22 protein-coding genes are annotated in these 21,165 nt (G+C 61.6%); 4 read left to right on the top strand and 18 right to left on the bottom strand.

Annotation, left to right across the window (positions count from 1 at the left end):
• The 11 genes from lhpI to MK6180000_RS10265 form a co-directional block, all read right to left on the bottom strand.
• On the bottom strand, positions 1-1,680 hold the full coding sequence (lhpI, locus tag MK6180000_RS10215) for a cis-3-hydroxy-L-proline dehydratase (protein ID WP_138934638.1): 1,680 nt from the start codon (positions 1,678-1,680) through the stop codon (positions 1-3).
• A gap of 11 nt (positions 1,681-1,691) precedes the next feature.
• Positions 1,692-2,693 carry a 4-hydroxyproline epimerase gene (locus tag MK6180000_RS10220; protein WP_138934639.1) on the bottom strand — a complete coding sequence of 334 codons (1,002 nt, stop codon included), beginning with the start codon at positions 2,691-2,693 and terminating at the stop codon, positions 1,692-1,694.
• A complete protein-coding gene (locus tag MK6180000_RS10225; protein ID WP_138934640.1) occupies positions 2,690-3,922 on the bottom strand; it encodes an NAD(P)/FAD-dependent oxidoreductase in 1,233 nt (410 codons plus the stop codon). Before MK6180000_RS10225 ends, MK6180000_RS10220 begins: the two co-directional genes overlap by 4 nt.
• The gene (locus MK6180000_RS10230; RefSeq protein WP_138934641.1) at positions 3,922-4,644 is read right to left on the bottom strand and encodes an amino acid ABC transporter ATP-binding protein; all 723 of its coding nucleotides are present in this window, start codon (positions 4,642-4,644) and stop codon (positions 3,922-3,924) included. Before MK6180000_RS10230 ends, MK6180000_RS10225 begins: the two co-directional genes overlap by 1 nt.
• Entirely contained in the window at positions 4,637-5,290 is a 654-nt protein-coding gene (locus MK6180000_RS10235) for an amino acid ABC transporter permease (protein WP_138934642.1), read from the bottom strand. The genes MK6180000_RS10230 and MK6180000_RS10235 overlap by 8 nt, the downstream gene beginning before the upstream one ends.
• 10 nt (positions 5,291-5,300) lie before the next feature.
• On the bottom strand, positions 5,301-5,966 hold the full coding sequence (locus tag MK6180000_RS10240) for an amino acid ABC transporter permease (RefSeq protein WP_138934643.1): 666 nt from the start codon (positions 5,964-5,966) through the stop codon (positions 5,301-5,303).
• 85 nt (positions 5,967-6,051) lie between these two features.
• Positions 6,052-6,861, bottom strand: coding sequence for an ABC transporter substrate-binding protein (locus MK6180000_RS10245; RefSeq protein ID WP_138934644.1), 810 nt, complete (start codon positions 6,859-6,861; stop codon positions 6,052-6,054).
• A 127-nt stretch (positions 6,862-6,988) separates the two neighbouring features.
• Positions 6,989-8,302 (bottom strand): TRAP transporter large permease, encoded by a 1,314-nt coding sequence (locus tag MK6180000_RS10250; RefSeq protein ID WP_138934645.1) that lies wholly within the window; start codon positions 8,300-8,302, stop codon positions 6,989-6,991.
• A gap of 1 nt (position 8,303) precedes the next feature.
• Positions 8,304-8,825 carry a TRAP transporter small permease subunit gene (locus tag MK6180000_RS10255; RefSeq protein ID WP_138934646.1) on the bottom strand — a complete coding sequence of 174 codons (522 nt, stop codon included), beginning with the start codon at positions 8,823-8,825 and terminating at the stop codon, positions 8,304-8,306.
• Positions 8,826-8,841: 16 nt separating this feature from the next.
• A complete protein-coding gene (gene dctP / locus MK6180000_RS10260) occupies positions 8,842-9,903 on the bottom strand; it encodes a TRAP transporter substrate-binding protein DctP (protein WP_138934647.1) in 1,062 nt (353 codons plus the stop codon).
• Positions 9,904-10,139: 236 nt separating this feature from the next.
• Entirely contained in the window at positions 10,140-11,657 is a 1,518-nt protein-coding gene (locus tag MK6180000_RS10265) for an aldehyde dehydrogenase (NADP(+)) (RefSeq protein WP_138934648.1), read from the bottom strand.
• 112 nt (positions 11,658-11,769) lie between these two features.
• On the opposite strand from MK6180000_RS10265, the gene MK6180000_RS10270 reads away from it, so the two are divergent.
• Positions 11,770-12,801, top strand: coding sequence for an Ldh family oxidoreductase (locus MK6180000_RS10270; RefSeq protein WP_138934649.1), 1,032 nt, complete (start codon positions 11,770-11,772; stop codon positions 12,799-12,801).
• A gap of 66 nt (positions 12,802-12,867) precedes the next feature.
• On the opposite strand, the gene MK6180000_RS10275 is transcribed toward MK6180000_RS10270, so the two are convergent.
• From MK6180000_RS10275 to MK6180000_RS10300, 6 genes are all read right to left on the bottom strand, one after another.
• A complete protein-coding gene (locus tag MK6180000_RS10275) occupies positions 12,868-13,821 on the bottom strand; it encodes a dihydrodipicolinate synthase family protein (protein ID WP_138934650.1) in 954 nt (317 codons plus the stop codon).
• Positions 13,822-13,986: 165 nt separating this feature from the next.
• Positions 13,987-14,691, bottom strand: coding sequence for a GntR family transcriptional regulator (locus MK6180000_RS10280; protein ID WP_138934651.1), 705 nt, complete (start codon positions 14,689-14,691; stop codon positions 13,987-13,989).
• A 75-nt stretch (positions 14,692-14,766) separates the two neighbouring features.
• Positions 14,767-15,372, bottom strand: coding sequence for an ABC-type transport auxiliary lipoprotein family protein (locus MK6180000_RS10285; protein WP_138934652.1), 606 nt, complete (start codon positions 15,370-15,372; stop codon positions 14,767-14,769).
• A 15-nt stretch (positions 15,373-15,387) separates the two neighbouring features.
• Positions 15,388-17,103 carry an MlaD family protein gene (locus MK6180000_RS10290; RefSeq protein WP_138934653.1) on the bottom strand — a complete coding sequence of 572 codons (1,716 nt, stop codon included), beginning with the start codon at positions 17,101-17,103 and terminating at the stop codon, positions 15,388-15,390.
• A gap of 2 nt (positions 17,104-17,105) precedes the next feature.
• Positions 17,106-17,903, bottom strand: a complete 798-nt coding sequence (locus tag MK6180000_RS10295) for an ABC transporter ATP-binding protein (RefSeq protein WP_138934654.1) — start codon at positions 17,901-17,903, stop codon at positions 17,106-17,108.
• Positions 17,900-19,036 (bottom strand): ABC transporter permease, encoded by a 1,137-nt coding sequence (locus MK6180000_RS10300; RefSeq protein WP_138934655.1) that lies wholly within the window; start codon positions 19,034-19,036, stop codon positions 17,900-17,902. The genes MK6180000_RS10295 and MK6180000_RS10300 overlap by 4 nt, the downstream gene beginning before the upstream one ends.
• Positions 19,037-19,387: 351 nt before the next feature.
• On the opposite strand from MK6180000_RS10300, the gene MK6180000_RS20310 reads away from it, so the two are divergent.
• Complete coding sequence (locus tag MK6180000_RS20310; RefSeq protein ID WP_171054591.1) at positions 19,388-19,564, top strand: hypothetical protein; 177 nt, start codon at positions 19,388-19,390, stop codon at positions 19,562-19,564.
• A gap of 89 nt (positions 19,565-19,653) precedes the next feature.
• On the opposite strand, the gene MK6180000_RS10305 is transcribed toward MK6180000_RS20310, so the two are convergent.
• Entirely contained in the window at positions 19,654-19,995 is a 342-nt protein-coding gene (locus MK6180000_RS10305; RefSeq protein ID WP_138936446.1) for a zinc ribbon domain-containing protein YjdM, read from the bottom strand.
• A 238-nt stretch (positions 19,996-20,233) separates the two neighbouring features.
• Here MK6180000_RS10305 and MK6180000_RS10310 point away from each other — a divergent pair, with 238 nt between their 5' ends.
• Both MK6180000_RS10310 and MK6180000_RS10315 read left to right on the top strand, forming a co-directional pair.
• Positions 20,234-20,599 (top strand): DoxX family protein, encoded by a 366-nt coding sequence (locus MK6180000_RS10310; protein WP_138934656.1) that lies wholly within the window; start codon positions 20,234-20,236, stop codon positions 20,597-20,599.
• A gap of 174 nt (positions 20,600-20,773) precedes the next feature.
• Positions 20,774-21,076, top strand: coding sequence for an SH3 domain-containing protein (locus MK6180000_RS10315; protein ID WP_138934657.1), 303 nt, complete (start codon positions 20,774-20,776; stop codon positions 21,074-21,076).
• Positions 21,077-21,165 lie beyond the last annotated feature (89 nt).

Below are 21,165 nucleotides of genomic sequence, written 5' to 3' on the forward strand. Positions count from 1 at the left end.
CTAAGTGGTTAGCCAGTTCGGCGGATCGCTGGGCGCGAAACCTGTCACCGCGGCATCAGCGCAATCAGTCAAACTGCCAAAGCGCACGCTGCGCCCCGATAGACCGGGCGCGTAATGGGCGTATTTGCCGGAATTCGTCATCAAGACGCGCGCGCTGGGTGGAAACACCGGCTCGGAAATTGAGCACCAGCAGATATCCGGCACGACCTGCACGCCCGATGCTTCTAGGCGGGTGAGAATGCCGCCCGCGCGGATCACGTCCAGCACATTCTGGCCGACGGTCACGATCACGGCCGTATCCGCGTGCCGTTTGCGCCCGGCCAGCGCCGCATCCAGTGCGCGGCATTCATCTGCTGAGAAATGCGGGCTGCCAAACGCGATCAAATCGACCTTCGCCGGGCCAGCGTTGAACTGCTGCCAGGCATCCGCCAGATCGGCCGCGCCGACCCGCACCGCGTCTGCATCCGGCGCCAGCGCGCCCACCGCTTCGGGCGTCACGCCTGCGACATGCAGCATGGGCGCGGCAGAGGTTGTGCCGAAAGCCGCGCAGAGCGCCTTGAGATCGTCAGGGCTGGGCGATGTGTTCTCCAACCCCGTCAGCATTGGGATGCGGTCGGGTGCGACGCGCCCGGCCAGCCAGCCCAGCAGCGGCCAAAGAGCGTCGTCGTAGGTCTCCGGCAGATCAATGTGCACCGCCCGGCGCGCTGCGCGGCCCGCATCCAGATAGACGCCCGACAGCGGCGCGCGTCCGGTGATAGCGATAAACAGGTCCATGAAGTCAGGGTGTTTTACGGTGCGCGCGCCAAGGATCGAATTTGCATAAATCACGGCATTGGATTCAGACCAGCCGATCATTTCGCCCACCTTCGGCGCGTCCTGCAGCAGATATGGCGCGCAGGTAAAGCTAGGCCGTGCGCCCATCTCAACATACGCGTCGGCCAGTTTCTGCGCTGGCCCGCCAAAGCTGGGCGGTACGCCCTGCTCGCGCCAATGCGCGTGATCCACCGATATCGCGTTCATCGTGGTCGGCACGCGTACGCGCGCGCCCATGTCGGCCATCGCGCGGGCAAATGTCAGGTTGGCCGGGCTGGCATAAATGCAGCCGTCGATATGCGCCCGGGTCACGTCCACCAATTGCCGCGCCCCCTGCCCTGCGGCCACGGTGCAGATCACCTCCAACGCCAGCTTGGCCGCGTTGCCCTCTGCCCCGTCCAGCATGGCGCGGTCGGCGTCCGTCAATTCAAGCGTGGCTGTAGGCGGCGGGGCGAGGTCCAACGACCAATCCTCCGCGATTAGCTTTCCGGCGCCAATCGTCGCGTAATCTGCCTGCGCCAGCCTGTCCCATTCCTCGGCGTCCAGCCGCAGGACGGCCAAAGGCGTCTGAAACATCCGCCCCGCGATCAGCGCACCCAGCGTCAGGATGTCCTCTGCCTCGCGAAACACCAGCGCGGCCGGCGCATTGCCGCCCAGCGCCAGTTCCAACAGCACGCCGCTGCCGGTGCAGGAGCCGCGGCTGGTCGGTAGCAGCACCACCGCCCCGGCCAACGAGCGACCATGAAACGGGTGATGCGCGTCGATCACTACGCCAGTTGCCGCATCGACGCCGCCCCAGAAACTGAGGCCTTCGGGGCTGGCCATGACCGGTCCCTCGGCTGCGGCCTCAACGATAATTTGCGCCATAACGGCCCCTTTTAGATAACGACAAAGCCATGTGCGAACGGATCACGCTCGTCGATGAAAATAGTGTTGAAGCCCGTCGCGCGCGCCCAGCCAGCAATGGAGGGGATGATCGCGGGTTTCCCCGCCACCTCGGTCGCCGCCTCCACCCGGCCGCTAAAAAGCGAGCCGATGATGCTTTCATGTACAAACTCGTCGCCGACGTTCAGCAGCCCTTTGGCCGCGCGCTGCGCCATGCGGGCGGACGTGCCAGTGCCGCAGGGCGAGCGGTCGATCGCCTTGTCGCCGTAGAACACCGCGTTGCGGGCATGCGCGCCGGGTGCGCGGGGCGCACCGGTCCATAGGATATGGCTCAGGCCATTGATCGCGGGATGCTCGGGGTGGATGAACTCGTACTTTGCATTAAGCGCCGCGCGCAGTTTTGGGCTGAGGCCAACAAGCTGTGAGGCAGTGAAATCGGCGATGTCCGAGAAATTCGCCTGAGGCTCGACGATGGCATAAAAGTTGCCACCATAGGCGACGTCGACGACCACCTCGCCCAAACCCTCGACATCGGCAGTCAGCCCTTCGGAGTGCAGAAACCCCGGCACATTGGTCAGGCGCACCTCTTCGACAAAACGGCCCTCTTGGCGATAGGTCACGTCGACGCGCCCGGCCGGCGTCTCCAGCGCCAGTTGGCCCGCCACAGCAGGTTTCACCAGCCCGTTTTCCAGCGCGATCGTGACGGTGCCGATGGTACCGTGGCCGCACATAGGCAGGCAGCCGGACGTCTCGATAAACAGGACCGCGATATCGCAATCACCGCGCGTCGGCGGGTAAAGGATCGCGCCAGACATCTGGTCATGTCCGCGCGGCTCAAACATCAGGCCGGTGCGAATCCAGTCATACTCGGCCAAAAAATGCGCGCGTTTCTCTAGCATATTCGCACCGTGCAAGAGGGGCGCGCCCCCGGTGACGAGGCGCACAGGGTTGCCGCAAGTATGGCCGTCGATGCAAGGAAATGTGTATTGCGTCATGATTGCCTCATAAAGCGCGCGGGCGTGAATGGGGTCATGTCGATCCCCGGTGCCTTGCCTGTCAAGAGGTCTGCAACAATGGCCGCAGTCGCTGTGGATTGCGTTAGGCCCAGATGGCCGTGCCCAAAGGCGCAGATTACGTCTGGACGGCCGGGCAGCGCCCCGATAGCGGGCAGGCTGTCAGGCAGCGACGGGCGAAACCCCATCCACTGGGTGCCGCCGGTCGTAACAAGGCCGGGCAGGAAATCTGCCGCCTTGCGCAACATGGCATCGGCGCGTTTGTAATTGGGCGGCGCAGTTAGCCCGCCCAGTTCAACCGCGCCGCCAACGCGCAGCTTGCCTGCCAGTTTCGACACGACAAAGCCGTGAGCGGGGAACGTAATATGCTGGCGCAGATCAAAGCCGCCATGCGGAAGCGTGGTGTTGTATCCGCGCTCAGTCTCAAGCGGGATACGCACGCCTGCGGTGCGGGTCAGATGATGCGAATGCGCGCCGGCGGCGATCACAACCCGGCCTGCGAGGTCGCCGGTGCTGGTACGCAGACCTGTAGCTGTCAAAGCCTCGGCATCAGCGATGATGATCTCTCCGCCGCCCGCGACAAACTTATCCGCCAAGGCCTGCACATACACCTTGGGATCGTCGATCGTGGCCCAGCCGGGGGTAAAGGTCCCATGGGTAAAGCGCGGCGATAGGCCCGGCTGCATTTTGGCCAGATCGTCGCCCGTCAGGTGGCTAAACTCCACGCCGCCAGCCTCGCGCGCGCGCCAGCCGTCCAGCGACGCCTCGAACTGATCGAGGCCCTCATAAACCTGCAACTGCCCCTCACGGCGCAGCATGTTCGACGCGCCCGCGCGCATTAGGAACCTGTCCAGCGTCCCTTGAGCGTGGTTCATCAGCGCGGTCTGCGCCGCCGTCGATGCAGCCACCTGCGACGGACGGCTGGCCCGCCAAAAGCGCCACATCCACGGCAAGATGCGCGGCGCGTAGCCTAGCGGGATGCTCAGCGGCCCCAGCGGGTCCAGCAGCCATTTCGGCGCTTGGCGCATGATACGCGGCGAGGCAAGCGGCAAGATATCGGCAAAGGCGAACGCCCCGGCGTTGCCCGCAGACGCGCCCGCCGCAGGACCAGTGCGGTCGATAACACGCACGGACAAGCCTCGCGATTGCACCTCCAGCGCGATGGACAGGCCCACAACGCCCGCGCCGACGACAAGCACCTTGCCTGTCATTACCGGACGCTCGACAGGAACTTGCGGGTTGCCTCATTCTTGGCGTCGCCGAAAATTTGCTCGGGCGGGCCAATCTCAGCCATCACGCCGCTCTCGAAATAGGCCACGCGGTCCGACACGTCGCGCGCAAATCCCATCTCGTGCGTGACGCAGATCATGGTCATCCCGCCTTCTGCCAATAGCTTTAGCGTATCCAGAACCTCGCCCACCAGCTGCGGGTCCAGCGCCGACGTTACCTCGTCAAACAGCATGTAGGCGGGCGACATCGCCAGCGCGCGGGCGATGGCCATGCGCTGCTGCTGGCCGCCGGACAGACGGCCGGGATAGACATTGATCTTGTCGCCAAGGCCGACATGGTTCAGCTGCTTTACCGCGATCTCCTCGGCCTCGGCGCGCCCCATGCCCTTGACCTTGCGGGGGGCGAGCGTGACGTTCTCCAGCACGGTGAGATGCGGGAATGCGTTGAACTGCTGAAACACGATGCCGATGCGCTGGCGCAGCTTGTTGATATCGGTACTGCGCGCGTGAACCTCGATTCCGTCTACCTTGATACGGCCGCTGTCGATAGGCTCCAGCCCGTTGATGCAGGTCAACAACGTCGATTTACCCGAGCCTGAGCCGCCGATCACCGACACGACCTCGCCCTTGTCGACGGTCAGGTCGATCCCCTTCAGCACCTTCAACGAGCCAAAGGATTTGTGGACGTTCTCGATCTCAATCATTCTCTTGCCACTTTCTTTCCAGATGCCCGCCCAGCCGCGCAATGGGGAAGCTGAGGGCGAAATATATCGCGCCGGCGATCAGCAGGATCAGCATCGGTTCCTGCAACCTTGTGATTATGATCTGGCTGGACTTCAGCAGCTCAATGATGCCGAGCCACATCACCAGTGCACTGTCCTTCATCACGCCCAGCGTCAGACCGATCCAGCTGGGTAGGCCAACGCGCAGTGACATGGGAAACACGATCTGCGTCATGTCCTGCCCCCAAGTGAGGCCCAGCGAGCGGGCCGCGCGGCGCGTCACCGGCGGCACGGCGTCAATCGCGCCGCGCACAATCTCGGTACAATAGGCCGAGGTATAAAGCGCCAGCACAATGCAGGACGTGGTGAAGGGCGAGATTTGCAAACCCGCAATGGCCTGAAATGCATTGGCAAGGATCAACTGGATCAGCAGCGGGACCGAGCGGAAGATGTCCAGCAAAAAGACCAGCGGAAGCGTCAGCCAAGGGTTCACATGGCTGCGGATTACGCCAAACGTGACGCCCAAGAGGGTGCCGCCCGTGACGGCAAAGAAGGTAATCGCCAGCGTGACGCCAGCGCCCTTCATCATGAACCACAAATCGCTAGCGGTAAGGCTCGTATCAAACATACTCAGCCCCTCAATACCGGAAGAGACGCCAGGCGAGCAGACGCGCGCCCAGCATCACCGCCTTGGCAATGCAGTAGTAAACAACACCCGCCAGCGCGAACAATTCGAACGTGCGGAAGGTGCGCGAATTCAGGGCCTGCGTGACGCCAGTCAGGTCGGTGTTCATGCCCACCGTGACGCCCAGCGACGTCATCAGAATGGCCCAGACCATCTGGTTCGTCGTCGGCAGAAACGCGATGCGGAACATCTGCGGCGCGACGATCAGCCGAAACGCCTTGGCCTGCCCCATACCCAGCGAGCGGCCCGCGCGCATTTGAGTATCGGGAATAGCGCGCAGCGCACCGCGAAACGTCTCGCAGAGGTAGCCGGCGTTGTTAAACGTGATCCCGGCCAACAGCGCGACGAACGGGCTTAGGTAGATACCAAACGATCCAAGGCCGAAATGCGCCATGTAAATCTGAAACAGAGCGGGCGTGTTGCGCGCCACTTCGACCCAAGCGGTCGCAGGCGCGCGCAGCCAGACCGACCTCGAATTTCGCCCCACTGCCAGCAGCACAGCGATCGTGATGCCCAGCGCCATCGACAAAAGGGAGATTTGCATCGTGACCAATGCGCCCTCCAGCATCTGCGGGAGGGCGCGAAAGGCCTGTCGCCATTGGAATGTATATTCGAACATGCGCGCTCCGGCGTCGGGGGCTGGTCGGTGGGGCTGGATTAGAAGTAGTCAGACGGGGGGCACGCGGCCCCCCGCCCTGCTGCAATCAGTAATAGACCTTGTCGACGGTCAGGCGGGGCGCGTCGCCACCGATATACTGCTCGTACAGTTCTTGGTAGCGGCCCGTGCGAACCTGCTGGTTCACGAACAGGTCAAGGTAGTTCAGCAGGCCGTACTCCTGACGCAGCGCGATCAGACCCACGTAATCGACGTCATAGGGTGCCTCGCCGGTCATGCTGAGACCCTCGTACTTGCCGCCCTGAACGATGGCCGACGCAACGGTGGAGGTCACTGTGGTCGCGTCGATCTGCCCTTGCGACAGGGCAAGGAACACGTCTGCCTGGCTCTGATACGAGCGGAAGGAGCCGCCTTTGTCCCACTTCTTGATGTCCTCTTCCAGACGGATCGCCTCATAGGTGCCTGCGACCGAGCCGACGGTGCGGTCCGCCAGATCCTCATAGGTTTGAAGGCCAGCATCTGCATTCGTCACCACATTAAATGTGAACGCGAAGTAAGGAATCGTGAAGCCGACGGTGCGCGCCCGCTCCAGCGTGTCCGAAGTCGATGCGATGCCCACGTCAGCGCGGCCCGAGACCAGCGCCGGGATGCGGTCGGGGAACGGTGTCTCGACGATTTCGGCGGTCACGTCCAGCGCTTTGGCCAGATCGTTGCAATAGTCAACGTCAAAGCCGATCGGCTCGTTGTTGGCATCGCGCGAGCCCATGGGCGGAAAGTCCAGCACAACTGCGCAGCGCAGCGTGCCCGAAGCGATGATGTCGTCCAGCTTGTCAGCGCTTGCGGCCGGTGCCACCAGCGCGGCGGCAACCAGCGCGCCTGTAAATTTGATGAATTTCATTTTTATTCTCCCTGTTGCGCCCCCGGCCGTACCGCCAACGTGGCGACGAGTCGGGTAGCTAGTTAAAACGAATACCACTTAACCCTTGAATACAAGTTGCATATTTCAAAAATTAAGCAAGTTAGCCTCAAAACCCGACGATCCGGTCCGGCAGCCATGTCGCCAGCGCCGGAAATATCACTAACAGTCCCAGCGTCAGGAGCTGCAAGCCTATGAAAGGCAGCACGCCGCGGCACATCTGGCCGTAAGTCATGTCCGGCGGCGCGATGGATTTGAGGTAAAAGATCGACGATGCCATTGGCGGTGTCAGATAGCCGGTCTGGATTACAATCAGAACCAGCACCGCAAACCAGACCGGATCAATGCCCGCTTCGCGGATGAATGGCGTAAATAGCGGCACACAGATCAGCACGTTCGCCGTCCAGTCCAGAACAAAGCCAAGAACAAAGACAACAGCGAGGAAGAACACAATCATTGCAGTCGGTCCCATTCCTGCGCCATCGACGACATCACGGATCAGGCGCGCGCCGCCATTTGCCGCGAATGCGCCCATAAACATCGTGCCCGCCGCGACGATCAGCAGGATCATCGCTGAGATCCGAACCGTAATTGTCAGCGATTCGTGCAGCACGGCAAGGCTGAACCGCCCGTTCGCGATGCAGAGAAGCAACGCCCCTGCCGCGCCCACTGCCGCCGCCTCGGTCGGCGAGGCGATACCAGCAAGGATCGAGCCGAGGACCGCGAGTATCAGGCCGAAAACGGGGATCAGGACAGTGGCCGTCGCGATCAATTTCTCGCGCAGGGGGATATCGTCAGGTTCGGGACCGTCCAGATGCGGCTCAACCGGGTTCAGGCGGCCCTGAAGGTAGATATATCCGAGGAACAGCACGACCATGACCATGGCGGGCAGCATCATGCCCGCCATCAGCTTGCCCACCGAAATCTGGGCAAGGGACGCGTACATCACCGCGATAACAGATGGCGGAATCATCGTGCCCAGCGATCCGCCAGCGCAGATCGTGCCAGCGATCAGGGAGTTGCCGTATCGCGCCCGCTGCATCGCAGGGATCGCCATCAGGCCGATCATCACCTCGACCGCGCCGACGACGCCGGCCGAGGCTGCAAATATCGCGCCCATCGCAATCGTCGCCAGCGCGAGGCCACCGGGCAGACGGCCCAGCCACATGTTCATAACATTGAACAGCCGCTCGGCTATTCCCGACCGCTCAAGCAACGCGCCCATAAGGATAAACATCGGAATGGCCGACAGGATGAAATTCGTCGAGGCTGAGTAGAACGATCCGTATAGCTGATTAAACGCCACGTCGCCAAAGGCCATTAGCCCCGCGCCCACCGCCACGATGGTCAGCGAAAACGCGACCGGGATGCCCAGGAGGATCAGCGCGAAGAGCGCGGGAAACATTAGTGCTGCGATTTCCATATCAGGTCTCGATCCTGAAGCTGTCATCGGCGGGCGGGTTCGTAAATGCTCGGATACCTGCCGCCGCCAGTTGCAGCGCCAGCGCAGCGAGGCCAATGGTCAGCGCTGTATAGAATGGCCACATAAGCGGCGCCCAAGGACTGACATGCTCAACCTCGCCGGTGTTAAAGGCGCGCAGGGTCCGCTCCCCCCCGATCCAAGCTAACCGGGCGAAAATCGGGCATAGAACGAACAAAAAGGCGATGCCATCTATCGTCCCGCGCACCCGTCGCGGCATTTTTGCGGACAGGAAGTCAATGCGCACATGTCCGTCGACGCGCAGCACCTGCGCAGCGCCCAGAACAAAGAGTATCCCGGTGCTCATGTAGGCGATATCGAACGCCCAGAGGGTTGGCGCGCCAAAAGCATAGCGCGCCACCACTTCGTATAGCATGGAGGCGATCAAGATCAGGACCATCGCTTGCGCGAGATATCCCAAGGTGGCTGAAATTCCGTCGGCCACCGCCAGAAAGGTCCGCTTCATGATCGCTCCCATGCGCTTAGTTGCCGTTCCGGATCAGGTATCCACTTTGCGCCGTCCAGCGATCCTCGTAGGCGAGGTATTCGGCCAGCATTTCGGACATGCGCGGACGGCCCTCAGCCTTCTCGGCCTCGGCCTTCTTCTTGATCCAGTCGATACCGGCTGCCTCAAGCTCGTCCTGGAACGCGGCGTCCAGCTCGATCACTTCGGCCTTGGAGGCGCGGAAAGTCTCCATCGCCTTCATGTCGCCATCGTAGAAATTCATCAGCGACTGCAGGGTCGTCAGCTCGGCGGCTGCCTCCAGCTTGGGCTTCAGCGCGTCGTCCAGCGCGTCCCACGTCTCCTGCTTGACCACGACTTCCCACAGGAACGTCGGCTGATGAACACCGGGTGTGATGATGTAGGGCGCGGCCTCGTGAAAACCTTCGGGCAAGTTGGCCGATGGGGTGGCCCACTCGATTGCGTCGACACCCTTACGCTCTAGCAGGGTATAAATCTCGCCAGGGGGGACGACCGTTGGAACGGCGCCGAAATAGTCCTTCATCACTTCGGCCCAAGGACCCGACGTGCGATATTTCAGACCCTTCAGGTCTTCGGCGGTGCGGATCGGCTTGTTGGCGTGTGCCATGATCTCGGACGCGCCGATGCCGACGATAAGCGACTTGAAGCCGTCCTCGCTGCGGATCTCCTGTAGCAGATCCTTGCCGCCGCCCTCGTAGATCCATGTGACATAAGCCTCGGGGCCCATGCCGCCGGGAAAGCCGGAAAAGATAGCATTGATCGGGTTCTGGTTGACCAGATAGCTGGGCGTGGAATGCCCGGCCTCGGTGATGCCATCGCGCACGCCGTCATAGACCTGCAAGGCCGGCACAAGGATGCCCGCACCAAATGGCTGGATTTCAACAGCGCCGTCGGTCAGCATCTCGGTGTTATCTGCAAAACGCTCGAGAAAGTTGACGTAGAAGGGCGAGCCTTCGGGGACGGATGTGGGCACTCGCCAGGTGACGTCCTGCGCCATAGCGGTGCTTGCGGCCAGCGACAGCGCGCCGGCAATGGCCACGGATTTAAGGGAAAGGGTCAATGTATCACTCCTGTTGTTGAATCGCGCCGCGGTCAGGTTCGCCGCAGCTTGGGAATGAGACTACAAGACAGATGATAATCGTGTCGACAAATAAAATACAAAAAATAAGAATGGTGATGAAGCATAAGATAGGCTGTTGTTACAAATTACATTTCAGCCAGATAGGCAAAGAGAAGAACGGCGCGCAAAATGTTGCGCGCCGCCTTTACTAAGTAGAATCGATGCCTGTGAGGCGATTAATCCTCAAGGCTTTCGGGCAGCAGCCCGGCCGGCATGTTCTGATAGCAGACCGGGCGAAGGAAGCGGCGGATCGACAAGGTGCCGACGCTGGTCGCGCCGAAATTGGTGCTGGCGGGGTATGGTCCGCCATGCACCATCGTATCCGTTACCTCGACCCCGGTGGGAAAGCCGTTGACCAGCACGCGGCCGGCCTTACGCTCCAGCACTGGGCGCAGGGCGCGGGCGGCGTCCATGTCGTCGTCATCCATGTGCAGCGTCACTGTCAGCTGGCCCTCTAGCCCGCGTGCGATTTGCAGCGCCTCATCCTGAGACGCAGCGCGCACGACCAGCCCCAAGGGTCCAAACACCTCGTGATGCAGCTCGGGATTGGCCAGAAATGCCTGCGCCGTGGTCTGGTAGAGCGCCGGTGCGGCGGTGCGGCCCTCAGCCTCGGCCACCTGAACAGGTTGCACGTCTTGCGCGCCAGCGACGCGGCTGCGCCCTTCGGCAAAGGCGCCCGCGATGCCATCGGTCAGCATGACCTGCGGCGCGACGCCCTCCAGCGCCTCGGCGGCGGCGGTGACGAAACGGTCTGCGGCGCCGCCATCGACGATTACAGCGATGCCCGGGTTGGTGCAGAACTGCCCCGCCCCCATCGTCAGCGATCCGGCCCAGCCTGCGCCCATCTCCTCGGCGCGCGCCTCTGCAGCCTCGGCCAATACGAACATCGGGTTAACCGACCCCAACTCACCAAAGAACGGGATGGGTTCGGGGCGCTGCGCACACAGGTCAAAGAGCGCGCGGCCCCCACCAAGCGAGCCGGTGAAGCCGACGGCCTTGATCAGTGGGTGCTGAACGATGGCCTGCCCGACCTTGCGATCGCCGCCTTGAATCAGCGAGAATACTCCGGCGGGCATGCCCGTGCGCGCGGCGGCGGCCTTGATCGCCTCGGCCACGATTTCGCCAGTACCGGGGTGGGCTGAGTGGCCTTTGACCACAACAGGGCAGCCAGCGGCCAGCGCAGCCGCCGTGTCGCCGCCGGCAACCGAAAACGCCAGCGGGAAGTTGGACGCGCCAAAGACAGCAACTGGTCCGATGGGTCGCTGCATCATCACCAGATCGGGGCGCGGCGCGGGCGCACGATCCGGCATGGCGGCGTCATGGCGGCGGTCCAGATAAGCACCATCGCGAATGTGATTGGCAAAGAGGCGCATCTGGCCAGCGGTGCGCCCACGCTCACCTTCTAGCCGTCCTTCGGGCAGGCCGGTTTCCTGCGTACCGATCTCGGTGATGTCCGCACCGCGCGCCTCGATCTCTTCGGCTATGGCGTCAAGAAAATCGGCACGGGCGCCTCGGCTGGTAGCCGCATAGGCATCAAACGCATCCTCGGCGGCTTGCACAGCGCGGTCGACCAGTTCAGGCGCTCCGACAGAGTAGTCATGTGCAGGGCCATGCGCAGGCTCCGATTTGAAGGTGGAGGTGCCTGCAACCCACTCGCCAGCGATCAGGTGTTTTCCGTGCGGTGTGAAAGTCATATCATGCTCCGTAAATCTGAATGGCGGGGCGGCATCCGCCCCCTTGAATTGATACCTATATGCATACAGTGTGTATGCAAGAGCGCAACCACCACAAACCGGCGAGGCCCCCATGACCGACACCACGATGAGCTATACAGACCTGTCCGCGCGCGTGTCGCAAATCTTTCAGCGTGCGGGCCTTACTTCGCTGCAATCGGATGCGGTCGGCCGCACCATTGCAGCGGGCGAGCGGGACGCATGCAAATCCCACGGTATCTACCGCATTGACGGCTGCCTGCGCACAATGCAGGCCGGCAAGGTCACACTGGACGCCGTTCCGGAGTTAATGCCCGAGGACGGCGCAATCGTGCGCGTCGCAGCTAACGGCGGCTTCTCCAACGCAGCGTTCGAGCTGGGCGCGCCCGTGCTTGCCCAGCGCGCCAAAGATTTGGGCATCGCCGCGCTGGTCATCAACGATTGCACACATTTTGCCGCACTCTGGCCCGAAATCGAGGCGCTGGCCGCAAATGGCCTAGCCGCGATGGCGATGTGTCCCAGCTATTCCAGCGTCGCCCCCGCTGGGGGCACGGAGGCGCTGATGGGCACCAACCCCTTTGCCTTTGGCTGGCCGCGTGAGGGGGCCGATCCCTATGTGTTCGACTTTGCCACCAGCGTCGCGGCACGCGGCGAAATTGAGCTTCACCGCCGCGCTGGGACCCCCCTGCCCGAAGGTTGGGCGATGGATGCCTCGGGCGCGCCGACCACCGATCCGGCCGCCGCCCTTGATGGCGCGATGCTGCCCTTCGGCGGGCACAAGGGGTCAGCTATTGCCACGATGATCGAATTGCTGGCAGGCATCATGATAGGCGATTTAACCAGCCGCGAAGCGCTGGACAGGCTGGGCAGCTTTACCCTGCTCCCGGGGCATGGCGAATTGATCCTTGCCTTCGATCCTACGCGATTTGCGGCAGGCCGTGCTGGCGATCCGATGGCGCGGGCCGAGACGTTGTTTGCCGCTATTCTAGGCCAGGGCGCACGCCTGCCATCGCAGCGCCGGTTTGCCGCGCGCAAGGCCGCGATGGCCGATGGCATTACCCTCACCGCCGAGGAGATCGCCCGACTGGACCGTCTGCATGAAAACGGCATGGACGCCGCTGTATGAAATGAAAAAGGGCCCCTCCATCGCTGGAAGGGCCGTTTCATTTTAGGGCCTCGGCAGTTCGGGCGTTTACTTGCCCGCAACGCTGGGCTGCTGGCTCCACTCAGCATACCATGTGCGGAACAGCTTGAGCTGTGCCTCGACATAGCCGCGCTGGCTGTCTGACAGGGCGTCATCATCGTTGAAGTGCAGCTTGTAGGCGTCATCGCCGTTCAGCACCATCATATGCTTGTAATACAGCACCAGATCGGGGCCCTCGTCGAAGGACGACAACACGCCCATGGCCTCATCCAACTCGGCGGCATGCTTGCGCGCGGCGACATCGCCCTTGGCGGCGGCTTGGCTGAGGGCCACCAGATGCAGCACCTCGCGGGGCAGCACGTTACCAATGCCGGTGATCGCGCCCGCTGCGCCGCAATTGACAAAGCCGTGCACGACGTTTGTGTCAACGCCGATCATCAGCGTGACGTCATCGCCGCCACTGGTGATGCTCTCTGCGGCATAGCGCAAATCGTCGGCGCCGCCGAATTCCTTGAACCCGACGAGGTTCTTATGCTCGGCCCGCAGCGCAAAGAAGAGATCCGCCTTGGTCGCAAAGCCGTAATAGGGGCTGTTATAGATGACCGACGGCAGATCGGGCGCAGCCGACAGGATTGCCTTGAAGTGGTTGCGCTGCGCGGTGGGCGAGATGCCCCGCGACAGAACGCGCGGGATAACCATGAGGCCGGCTGCGCCAACTTTTTGCGCGTGCGCCGCATGCTGGACCGCAATGGCCGTGTTGACCGCGCCGGTGCCAACGACGACAGGCACGCCTGCCTCAACCAGCTTGGCCACGCCCTCCATCCGATGATCGTCCGTCAGCAAGGGCCAGTCGCCCATAGAGCCGCAATAGACCACGCCGCGCATGCCCAGATCAATCAACTCGCGCCCCTTGCGCACCAGCGCGTCGAAATCGGGGCTGCGGTCTGCCTTGCATGGCGTCATCAGAGCGGGAATCGTACCCGAGAAAATGCTGGCGGTCATAGTCGTCTCCTTGTGAATCGGGGTGGGCCTGGACCCTGTCAGGCGCACGCCAGAGATCGGCGCGAGCGTTGGAATCGGCGCCAAGATATCACTTGTATATTATTTGTCGACACAAATTCCGCGCATGCAGCACCCCCGCCAATTAGCGCATCGCGTCGCAGGACGTTACAGGGCGATGTCTTTGCGCCGGTCGACCGCGATCATCGTGCGTATCTGTGTCGTGATTTGGTCCGCATGGGCCTTGGCCAGCCGGTCGCAGGTCTCTACATCGCTGGCCTCGATTGCGGCGATAATCTCGTCATGCTCGGTCACGTAGCGCATGGGCAACTGGTCGTCGAAGGACGAGTAATACAGCCGCAACAGGCGCCGCCCTTCATCCAGCAGCCGCAAAAAAAGCCCCTCGTAATAGGGGTTGCGCCCGGCGGCGGCGATGGCGGCGTGAAACTCGCGGTTCGTGCCGATCATGCCCAGCGCGTCCTGCGCTGCGACAGCCTGCGCAAATTCGGACTGCCGCGCGCGGATCGCCACCAGATCGGCGTCTGTGTGATACTCAGCCGCAAGCCGGGTCGTGACGCGGTACATTAGCGTGATCGCGTCAAAAAACGTATGAAGATTGAGAAAATCAATGTTCGAAACCACTGTCGAGCGGTTTGGCAGCGTCGTCACCAGCCCCTCGCCCGCCAGCCGCACCAACGCTTCGCGAATGGGGGTACGCGACATCGACAGCCGCTCAGATAGCTGCACCTCATCAATAGGGCTGCCCGGTGCAAGCGTCAGATTGAGGATCTCGTCGCGCAGCACTCCATAGATGAACTGAACGCCCGACCCCCGCTTACGCTCGGTCGGTTTGCGGGGTGTTATAGCGACCATGACGCCTCCTGTTATCAATCCGCAAAATACAGCCCGCAGGCGAGCATACAAGCGCTAAGACAGTTCTGCCTAGCCTCACGTCGCCCAGCGCGCCATTTCAGGCAGAAGGGTGTTTAGGATAGCCTGAAACGCCGCGACAACATCTGCCGGTTGATCGCTCGCTGCGGTCGCCTGATTGCGAAAGGCGCGCGTTCTAATCACGCTTTGATCGCGGTCGCGCAGAAGTGTCAGGCTAATATCGACACGCGCCGTGACGGGCCCGCCCGCTACATCCACTTCAAAATTGTCGATGCGGGCCAGAAGGGCCAGATCAGGGACCGGGCCGCCCTCGCTGGGGCCGACATAGCCCATCCGGCCAGTCCCGGCGATGGAGCGTACCAGCAACGATTGCACCACCGTTGGCAGCTCATCAGCCCAGCGGGCGTCGGGCAGATAGGTAATCGCGGCGGCGCCGGGCCTCACCATGATCCTATCCGTTGCGATGCCCGCAGGCGCGCCGGGGCGCGCCACCAGCAAAGTCCTGCCCGACCCACCACCAGAGGCCACGGCGGGCGCTGGCGTCAGATCGTAGGTATCAATCGGTGTCGCGGCCTCATTGAGCGACGACAGCGCGCTGCACCCTCCGAGGGTTGCGGCAGCGCCAAGGATTGCCAGACGGCGCGTCAGAAGCAGGTGTTGCATAATCATCTCCGATATTCATCTACGGTACTCTGGCACGCGGCCCTCCAGCAGGAAGCGTGCGGGATCTTTGCTGATGCGGCGCACCAACTGTTCCAGTGATTGGACCAGCGTGCGGGCCTCGGCGCTTAGCCTGCCCAGCTCGTTCAGGCCGCTGCCAGTGAAATTGCTGACGCCGGGCGCGGCGTCTGCGATCATGCCCTGCGCCTGCGCCACGACCCTGTCGGCGCGGGCGATCAGAGCGCGCAGATCGGTGGTGACCTGCGGCAGATCTTCGGACACTTGGGTCGCAGCGCCGCCGATCCGGTCGGTCGCGGCGCGAATATCAGCCAGCACGGGGCCGAGGTCGGTGGATATCGCGCCATCGGCACTATTAAACGCCCTCTCGGCCGCGCCTAGCGCGCGGTCAGCCGATACCAGCGACCCGTCGATACCATCCAGCGTCGCTGACGCCCGATTAAACAGATTAGTCGCAGCTGTGACAGCTTCGCGGGTTTCGGTCGCCAGCGGGTCCATCCGATTGGTGAATCCGGCCAGATCAGCAGCGGCTTTGTCCACTGCGCCCGATGCGCTCGACACGGCGCTGCGGATATCGCGGGTGACGGCAGGCACGTCCTCGTTGATTACGCGCTCTATGCCGGCCATCGAAGTCTTGGCGCTAGCCAGCACCTCGCGCGCGTCAGCCACCATTTGGGTTCCATCGCCCGCCACCAGTGTATTAACGCTGTTCGACGCATCGGACACGGCGGTGAACGCCTCGCTGGCATCGTTCAGCATCGTCTCCAGCTCGCTAAGCCGAGCGTTAAGCAGACCTGCGGTTTCGTCAAAGCCGTCCAGCGTGGTGACCGAGCGTTCCGAGATCGCGCCGACCGCAACGTTCAGCGTCTTAACCGTGTCCGATATTTGCGCCACGATGCTCGGCACCTGCTCGCGCATCAGTGTCTCAGCTTCGGCAAAGGCGGCGCCGGCGCTGTCGATGGCCGTGCCGGAATTGGCGATCACCTCATTGGCCGTATCAAACGCGCCAGTGGCCGAATTCAGCGTCTCGTCGGCATTGGCCAGTGTGGTCTCGGCGGCGGCGCCGAGCGTTTCCAGCCGCTCGCTAAAGCCAGATATCTGAGTGGTCGCGTCGGCCACGGTCTTTGTGATGCTGGAGAAATCGGTCAGCGCCTTTTGCAAACCGCCGGACGCCTCGCTGAGATTGCTGAGGATGTTTTCCACATAGGCCTGATTTTCCGGACCGGCAATTTTCTGAAACCGGGTCAGCAGTTCGGTCGCCTCGGTGATCAGATCGGGCGCATCCTCGACCAATTGCTGCACAGTCGAGCGGCGCGAAGGGATAATGGGCAACTCGCCGTCCGGCGCGATCAGAGGCGCCGCATCCGCGCTCTTGTTGCTTAGCGCGATATAGGCCACGCCCGTCACACCGGAAGAGCTGAGCTGCGCAACGGTATCCTCACGCACGGGAGTTGTCGCATCGATCTCGATCTCGACATAAACCTTGGAAGGGTCAGTCTCGTAAATGCGCAGATCAATTACGCGGCCTACGCCGATCCCGTTGAACACCACGTCGCCCGACGAAGCGAGACCCGACACGTCGTCAAAAAGGATGGCGTAGTAGGCGTATTGCCGGTCCAGCTGAACACTGGACAGCCATACGGCAAAGGCGAGGCTGCCGATGATGCCAAGCAGCGTGAAGGCGCCGATCAGGATATAATTCGCACGGGTTTCCATCACTACACCTTTTCATCATTGCCCAAAGCCGCCCGCGCGCGGGGACCGTGGAAATATTCATGGACCCACGGGTGATCCACCTTCATCAATTCGGCCATCGTGCCCACCGCCAACACCTTTTTCTCGGCCAGCACGGCGATACGGTCGCAAATCGCATGTAGCGAATCCAGATCATGCGTGACCAGAAATACCGTCAGCCCCAAGGCTGCCTGAAGCTGGCGAATAAGAATATCAAAGGCCGCCGCGCCAATAGGGTCCAGCCCTGCCGTCGGCTCGTCCAGAAACACAATCTCAGGGTCGAGCGCGATGGCGCGCGCGAACCCTGCCCGCTTGCGCATGCCGCCCGACAACTCGGACGGGTATTTGGTTTGCGCGACCTCCTCCAGGCCGACCATGCGCACCTTGATCCCCGCCAGCGTCTCGCGCAGATTTTCGGGCAGGTCCAACTGCTCGCGCATAGGTGCCTCGACATTCTGGCGCACGGTCAGGGATGAAAACAGCGCACCGTCCTGAAACATCACGCCCCAGCGGCGGCGTAGTTGGCGGTATTCATCGGCCGATTTGCTCTGCACGCTTTCGCCGAATACCTCAATGCTGCCCGCATCGGGGGTCAGCAGGCCGACGATCTGTTGCAGAAGCACCGATTTGCCAGTGCCAGATCCGCCGACGATGCCAATGATCTCGCCCCGGCGCACGTCCAAATCCAGGCCCTCATGCACCACATGGCTACCAAAGGATTTGCCCAAGCCGCGCACCTTTATGATAGGGGCGTCAGCAGCTTGCACTGCGTTCTTCATCATATACCTATCAACGCGAATACGACAGAGAAAAGCGCGTCGGCCACGATCACCATAAATATCGACAGCACCACCGAGGTCGATGTCAGTCGTCCCAGAGATTCCGCGTTTCCACCCACTTTGAGCCCCTCGTAACAGCCGATAATGCCGATGATCAGCGCAAAGAACGGCGCCTTTATAATGCCGACAAAAAAGTGCCAGACATCCGTATTTGCCACCAGCCGCGACTGGAATACGGCAGGCGACACTCCCAGTTCAATCCACGACATCATAGCGCCGCCCACCAACCCCGATATGTCCGAGATCAAACCAAGGACCGGTAACATTAGCATCAGCGCAAGAACGCGCGGCACCACCAAAATATCTATCGGGTCGAGGCCAAGGGTGCGCATCGCGTCCACCTCTTCGCGCATTTTCATTGATCCGATAGCGGCGGTATAGGCCGACCCCGACCGGCCCGCGACAACGATTGAGGTCAGCAAGATCCCCAGCTCGCGCAGCACCGCAATGGCGATCAGATCGACAACAAAAACCTCGGCCCCGAATTGGCGCAGTTGGACCGACCCCTGAAAGGCAAGGACAACGCCGATCAGGAACGACATCAGCGCCACGATGGGGATCGCGTTCCAGCCGACCTCCTGCATGTGATGCACCAGCGACGTCAGGCGCAGGCGGCGCGGGCGGATAAAGATACCGCCCATCGCCGCAATCACCTGGCCCAGAAAGCTGATCAGTTCCACCGCGACCTTTCCGGCCTCTGACGCGCGCCGCCCCAGCGCCTCTATGCGGTCTGGCAAAGTGCGGCGTTTGGTCCGGGCGCTCCCCTTGGGGGGCATGTTACGGCGGACAGTGTCGATTAACTGAGTTTGGGCCTCGCTGGCGCCAGTGATGGGGACGTCGCCGCCTTCTGCAATGCGCTGCTGCATATCGACGACATACCATGCGCCCGCCGTATCCATATGGCGGACATTCGATATATCGATGGCACTCGCACCCTTGGCATCATGGCGCAGCGTTGCAATATTTTCGATCACAAGGGTGCCCGACAAAATCAGGGCGCCGTCTTCCACGCTCGCCTCGGGCGCCTGCCGGGCGCCGGGATCATTCTGGATCAGATTGCCATTTCGCCCAGTCATGTCCTGTCTCGATCCCTTTGGTATTGCGCGCAGCATCTGGCGGCTGCTTAACTGGCTGAATGCGGCGTCCGAACATCACAGTGACGTGATCGCATAGGGTATGCACGATTGTCCATCGGGCGTGCTTTGCCAATCCTTTTACATTTGGGTTGGTAAAATGGCCATTGCAGGAAACGTCGCACGCGTCCCGGGTTGTTTGCACAATGCGTTGCGCAGCGTAGCAAACGCTATCAGCGCCCACGGAACCCGGCACGCAACGCGATGCCGGGTCTGCCGAAATGTAGGCCAGCCGTGCGAGTTCTTTCAAAAGGTGCGTGACATAGACGCGGCCCATCGGCTATGACTCTTGCGATGAAACATGTCCCCAAAAATACCACGGATGATGCGCTTATTCAGGAGTTCCTGAACAAAGGCGGCAAAGTCAGCATCGGAAAGACCAAGCCTCTGCCGAGCGAGCTGGGCCTCAGCAACAACACTTGGAACAACAAGCTGACCAAGGAAGAAAAGGCCGCTCGCGGTAAGAGGTGAGCACGCGGCGCGAGACATGATTGCCGCGCAGCAGTGACGTGTAGTCTAACACGGTCATTCAGCAGCGCCAAAATTCCCCAGAAACAGGCCTATTCGACCACCTTCTTTACGAACTGGGATTTCAGGCTCATCTGTCCGAACTTAGGTATCTTGCAGTCAATATCATGATCGCCAGCGACCAGCCGGATTCCCCGAACTTTGGTGCCGACTTTCAAAACTGACGAAGATCCCTTGACCTTCAAATCCTTGATGACCGTCACAGTGTCACCGTCCGCAAGGACATTTCCGACACTGTCGCGCACCTCCGCGGACGCGTCGGCCTGCACCTCTGGCGACCACTCATGGCCGCATTCCGGGCAGGTGAGAAGCGCGTCCAACTGATAGGTAAAGACGGACGAACATTCGGGGCATGGAGGCAGGGTATCATTCATGCGATAGCTATAGCCGCATCGCTGGGCCGTGGCCAGAAAGAGATCGACATACCCTTTCTGGGTTTTGGCCAATCGATCACGCTGTTTTTGCGCAGTGCTATCAGGCAATTTCGAAGTGGCTAGGCCGTTGCAGTCTAGGCGAATGTTGCGCACCCTTGCCATCAATGCCACCACTTCGGGGCGCGCGGCCAGTCGTCCGTGTGGGTACACCGCCGACCCCACCTCAGAGGAGCCTCGAATGGCTGATGTCACAAACCTGATAGGACGGATTCTGCTTGCGGTTCTGTTCTTTGCTGGCGCAATCCAGAAATTCGTGGACCCGGCGCCCGTGCAAATGATGATCACCTCGATTGGCCTGCCCGGCGCGCTGGTCTGGTTGATCGCACCCTTCAATCTGGTTGCCGCAAGCTGTCTGGTGATCGGTCCCAAGATCAGTCGCTGGGCGGTAGTCTTGGCAGCTTACTGTATTTTCACCAGTTGGTTTCACTGGCAACTCCGCGCTGATCCTTGGCAGGTGTCGATCATGATCAAAAATTGGGCAATTGCAGGGGGCTTGCTGATCCTCGCGGCGCAAGGACCGGGGCGTTACTCAATTTTTCGGTGACTTGGCCACTTTTACAGGGCGCTCCCCCATTAGTGTCGCGCATGCCCCCCGCACTCTGGCGGTTTGCGGCTATGCCCAAAGTCCATTGGGCAGTCTGAATTCACACGCTGCCCGGTTGCCTGCGACGGGCGCAACGGCGTAGAATGAGGCCGAGGCAGAAAACAGGAGAAAACAATGCGCAAAGCCATCTTTGCCGCGCTCGCAGTAGGTGTGCTAACGGCCGTTTCAGGCTGCGACACTGCAAGACACAATCCGGCTGGTGTTTACGAGGTCGCTGGCGTTGAAGCAGACGACATGTTGAAATTGCGTGCAGGGCCGGGAACAGGCTTCAGCATCATCGCAGGCCTGCCGAACGGAACCGTCTTGCGCGTTAAAAGTTGCGAGCGGACAGGCGGCACCCGTTGGTGCAAAGTCTCGATGATGCCTGCGCGCGGTGCCTATGGCTATGTCTCGTGGGCCTATTTGCGTCCAATCTAGTGCCATAGGCAGCCATTTCAGGCGCGCTACGAGTGCGAGGCCGAATTGCCATCCTTCCCTGCCGGCAACCGACCGTTATCGGATAGACC

This window comes from Roseovarius arcticus (assembly GCF_006125015.1).
GTDB lineage: Bacteria > Pseudomonadota > Alphaproteobacteria > Rhodobacterales > Rhodobacteraceae > Roseovarius > Roseovarius arcticus.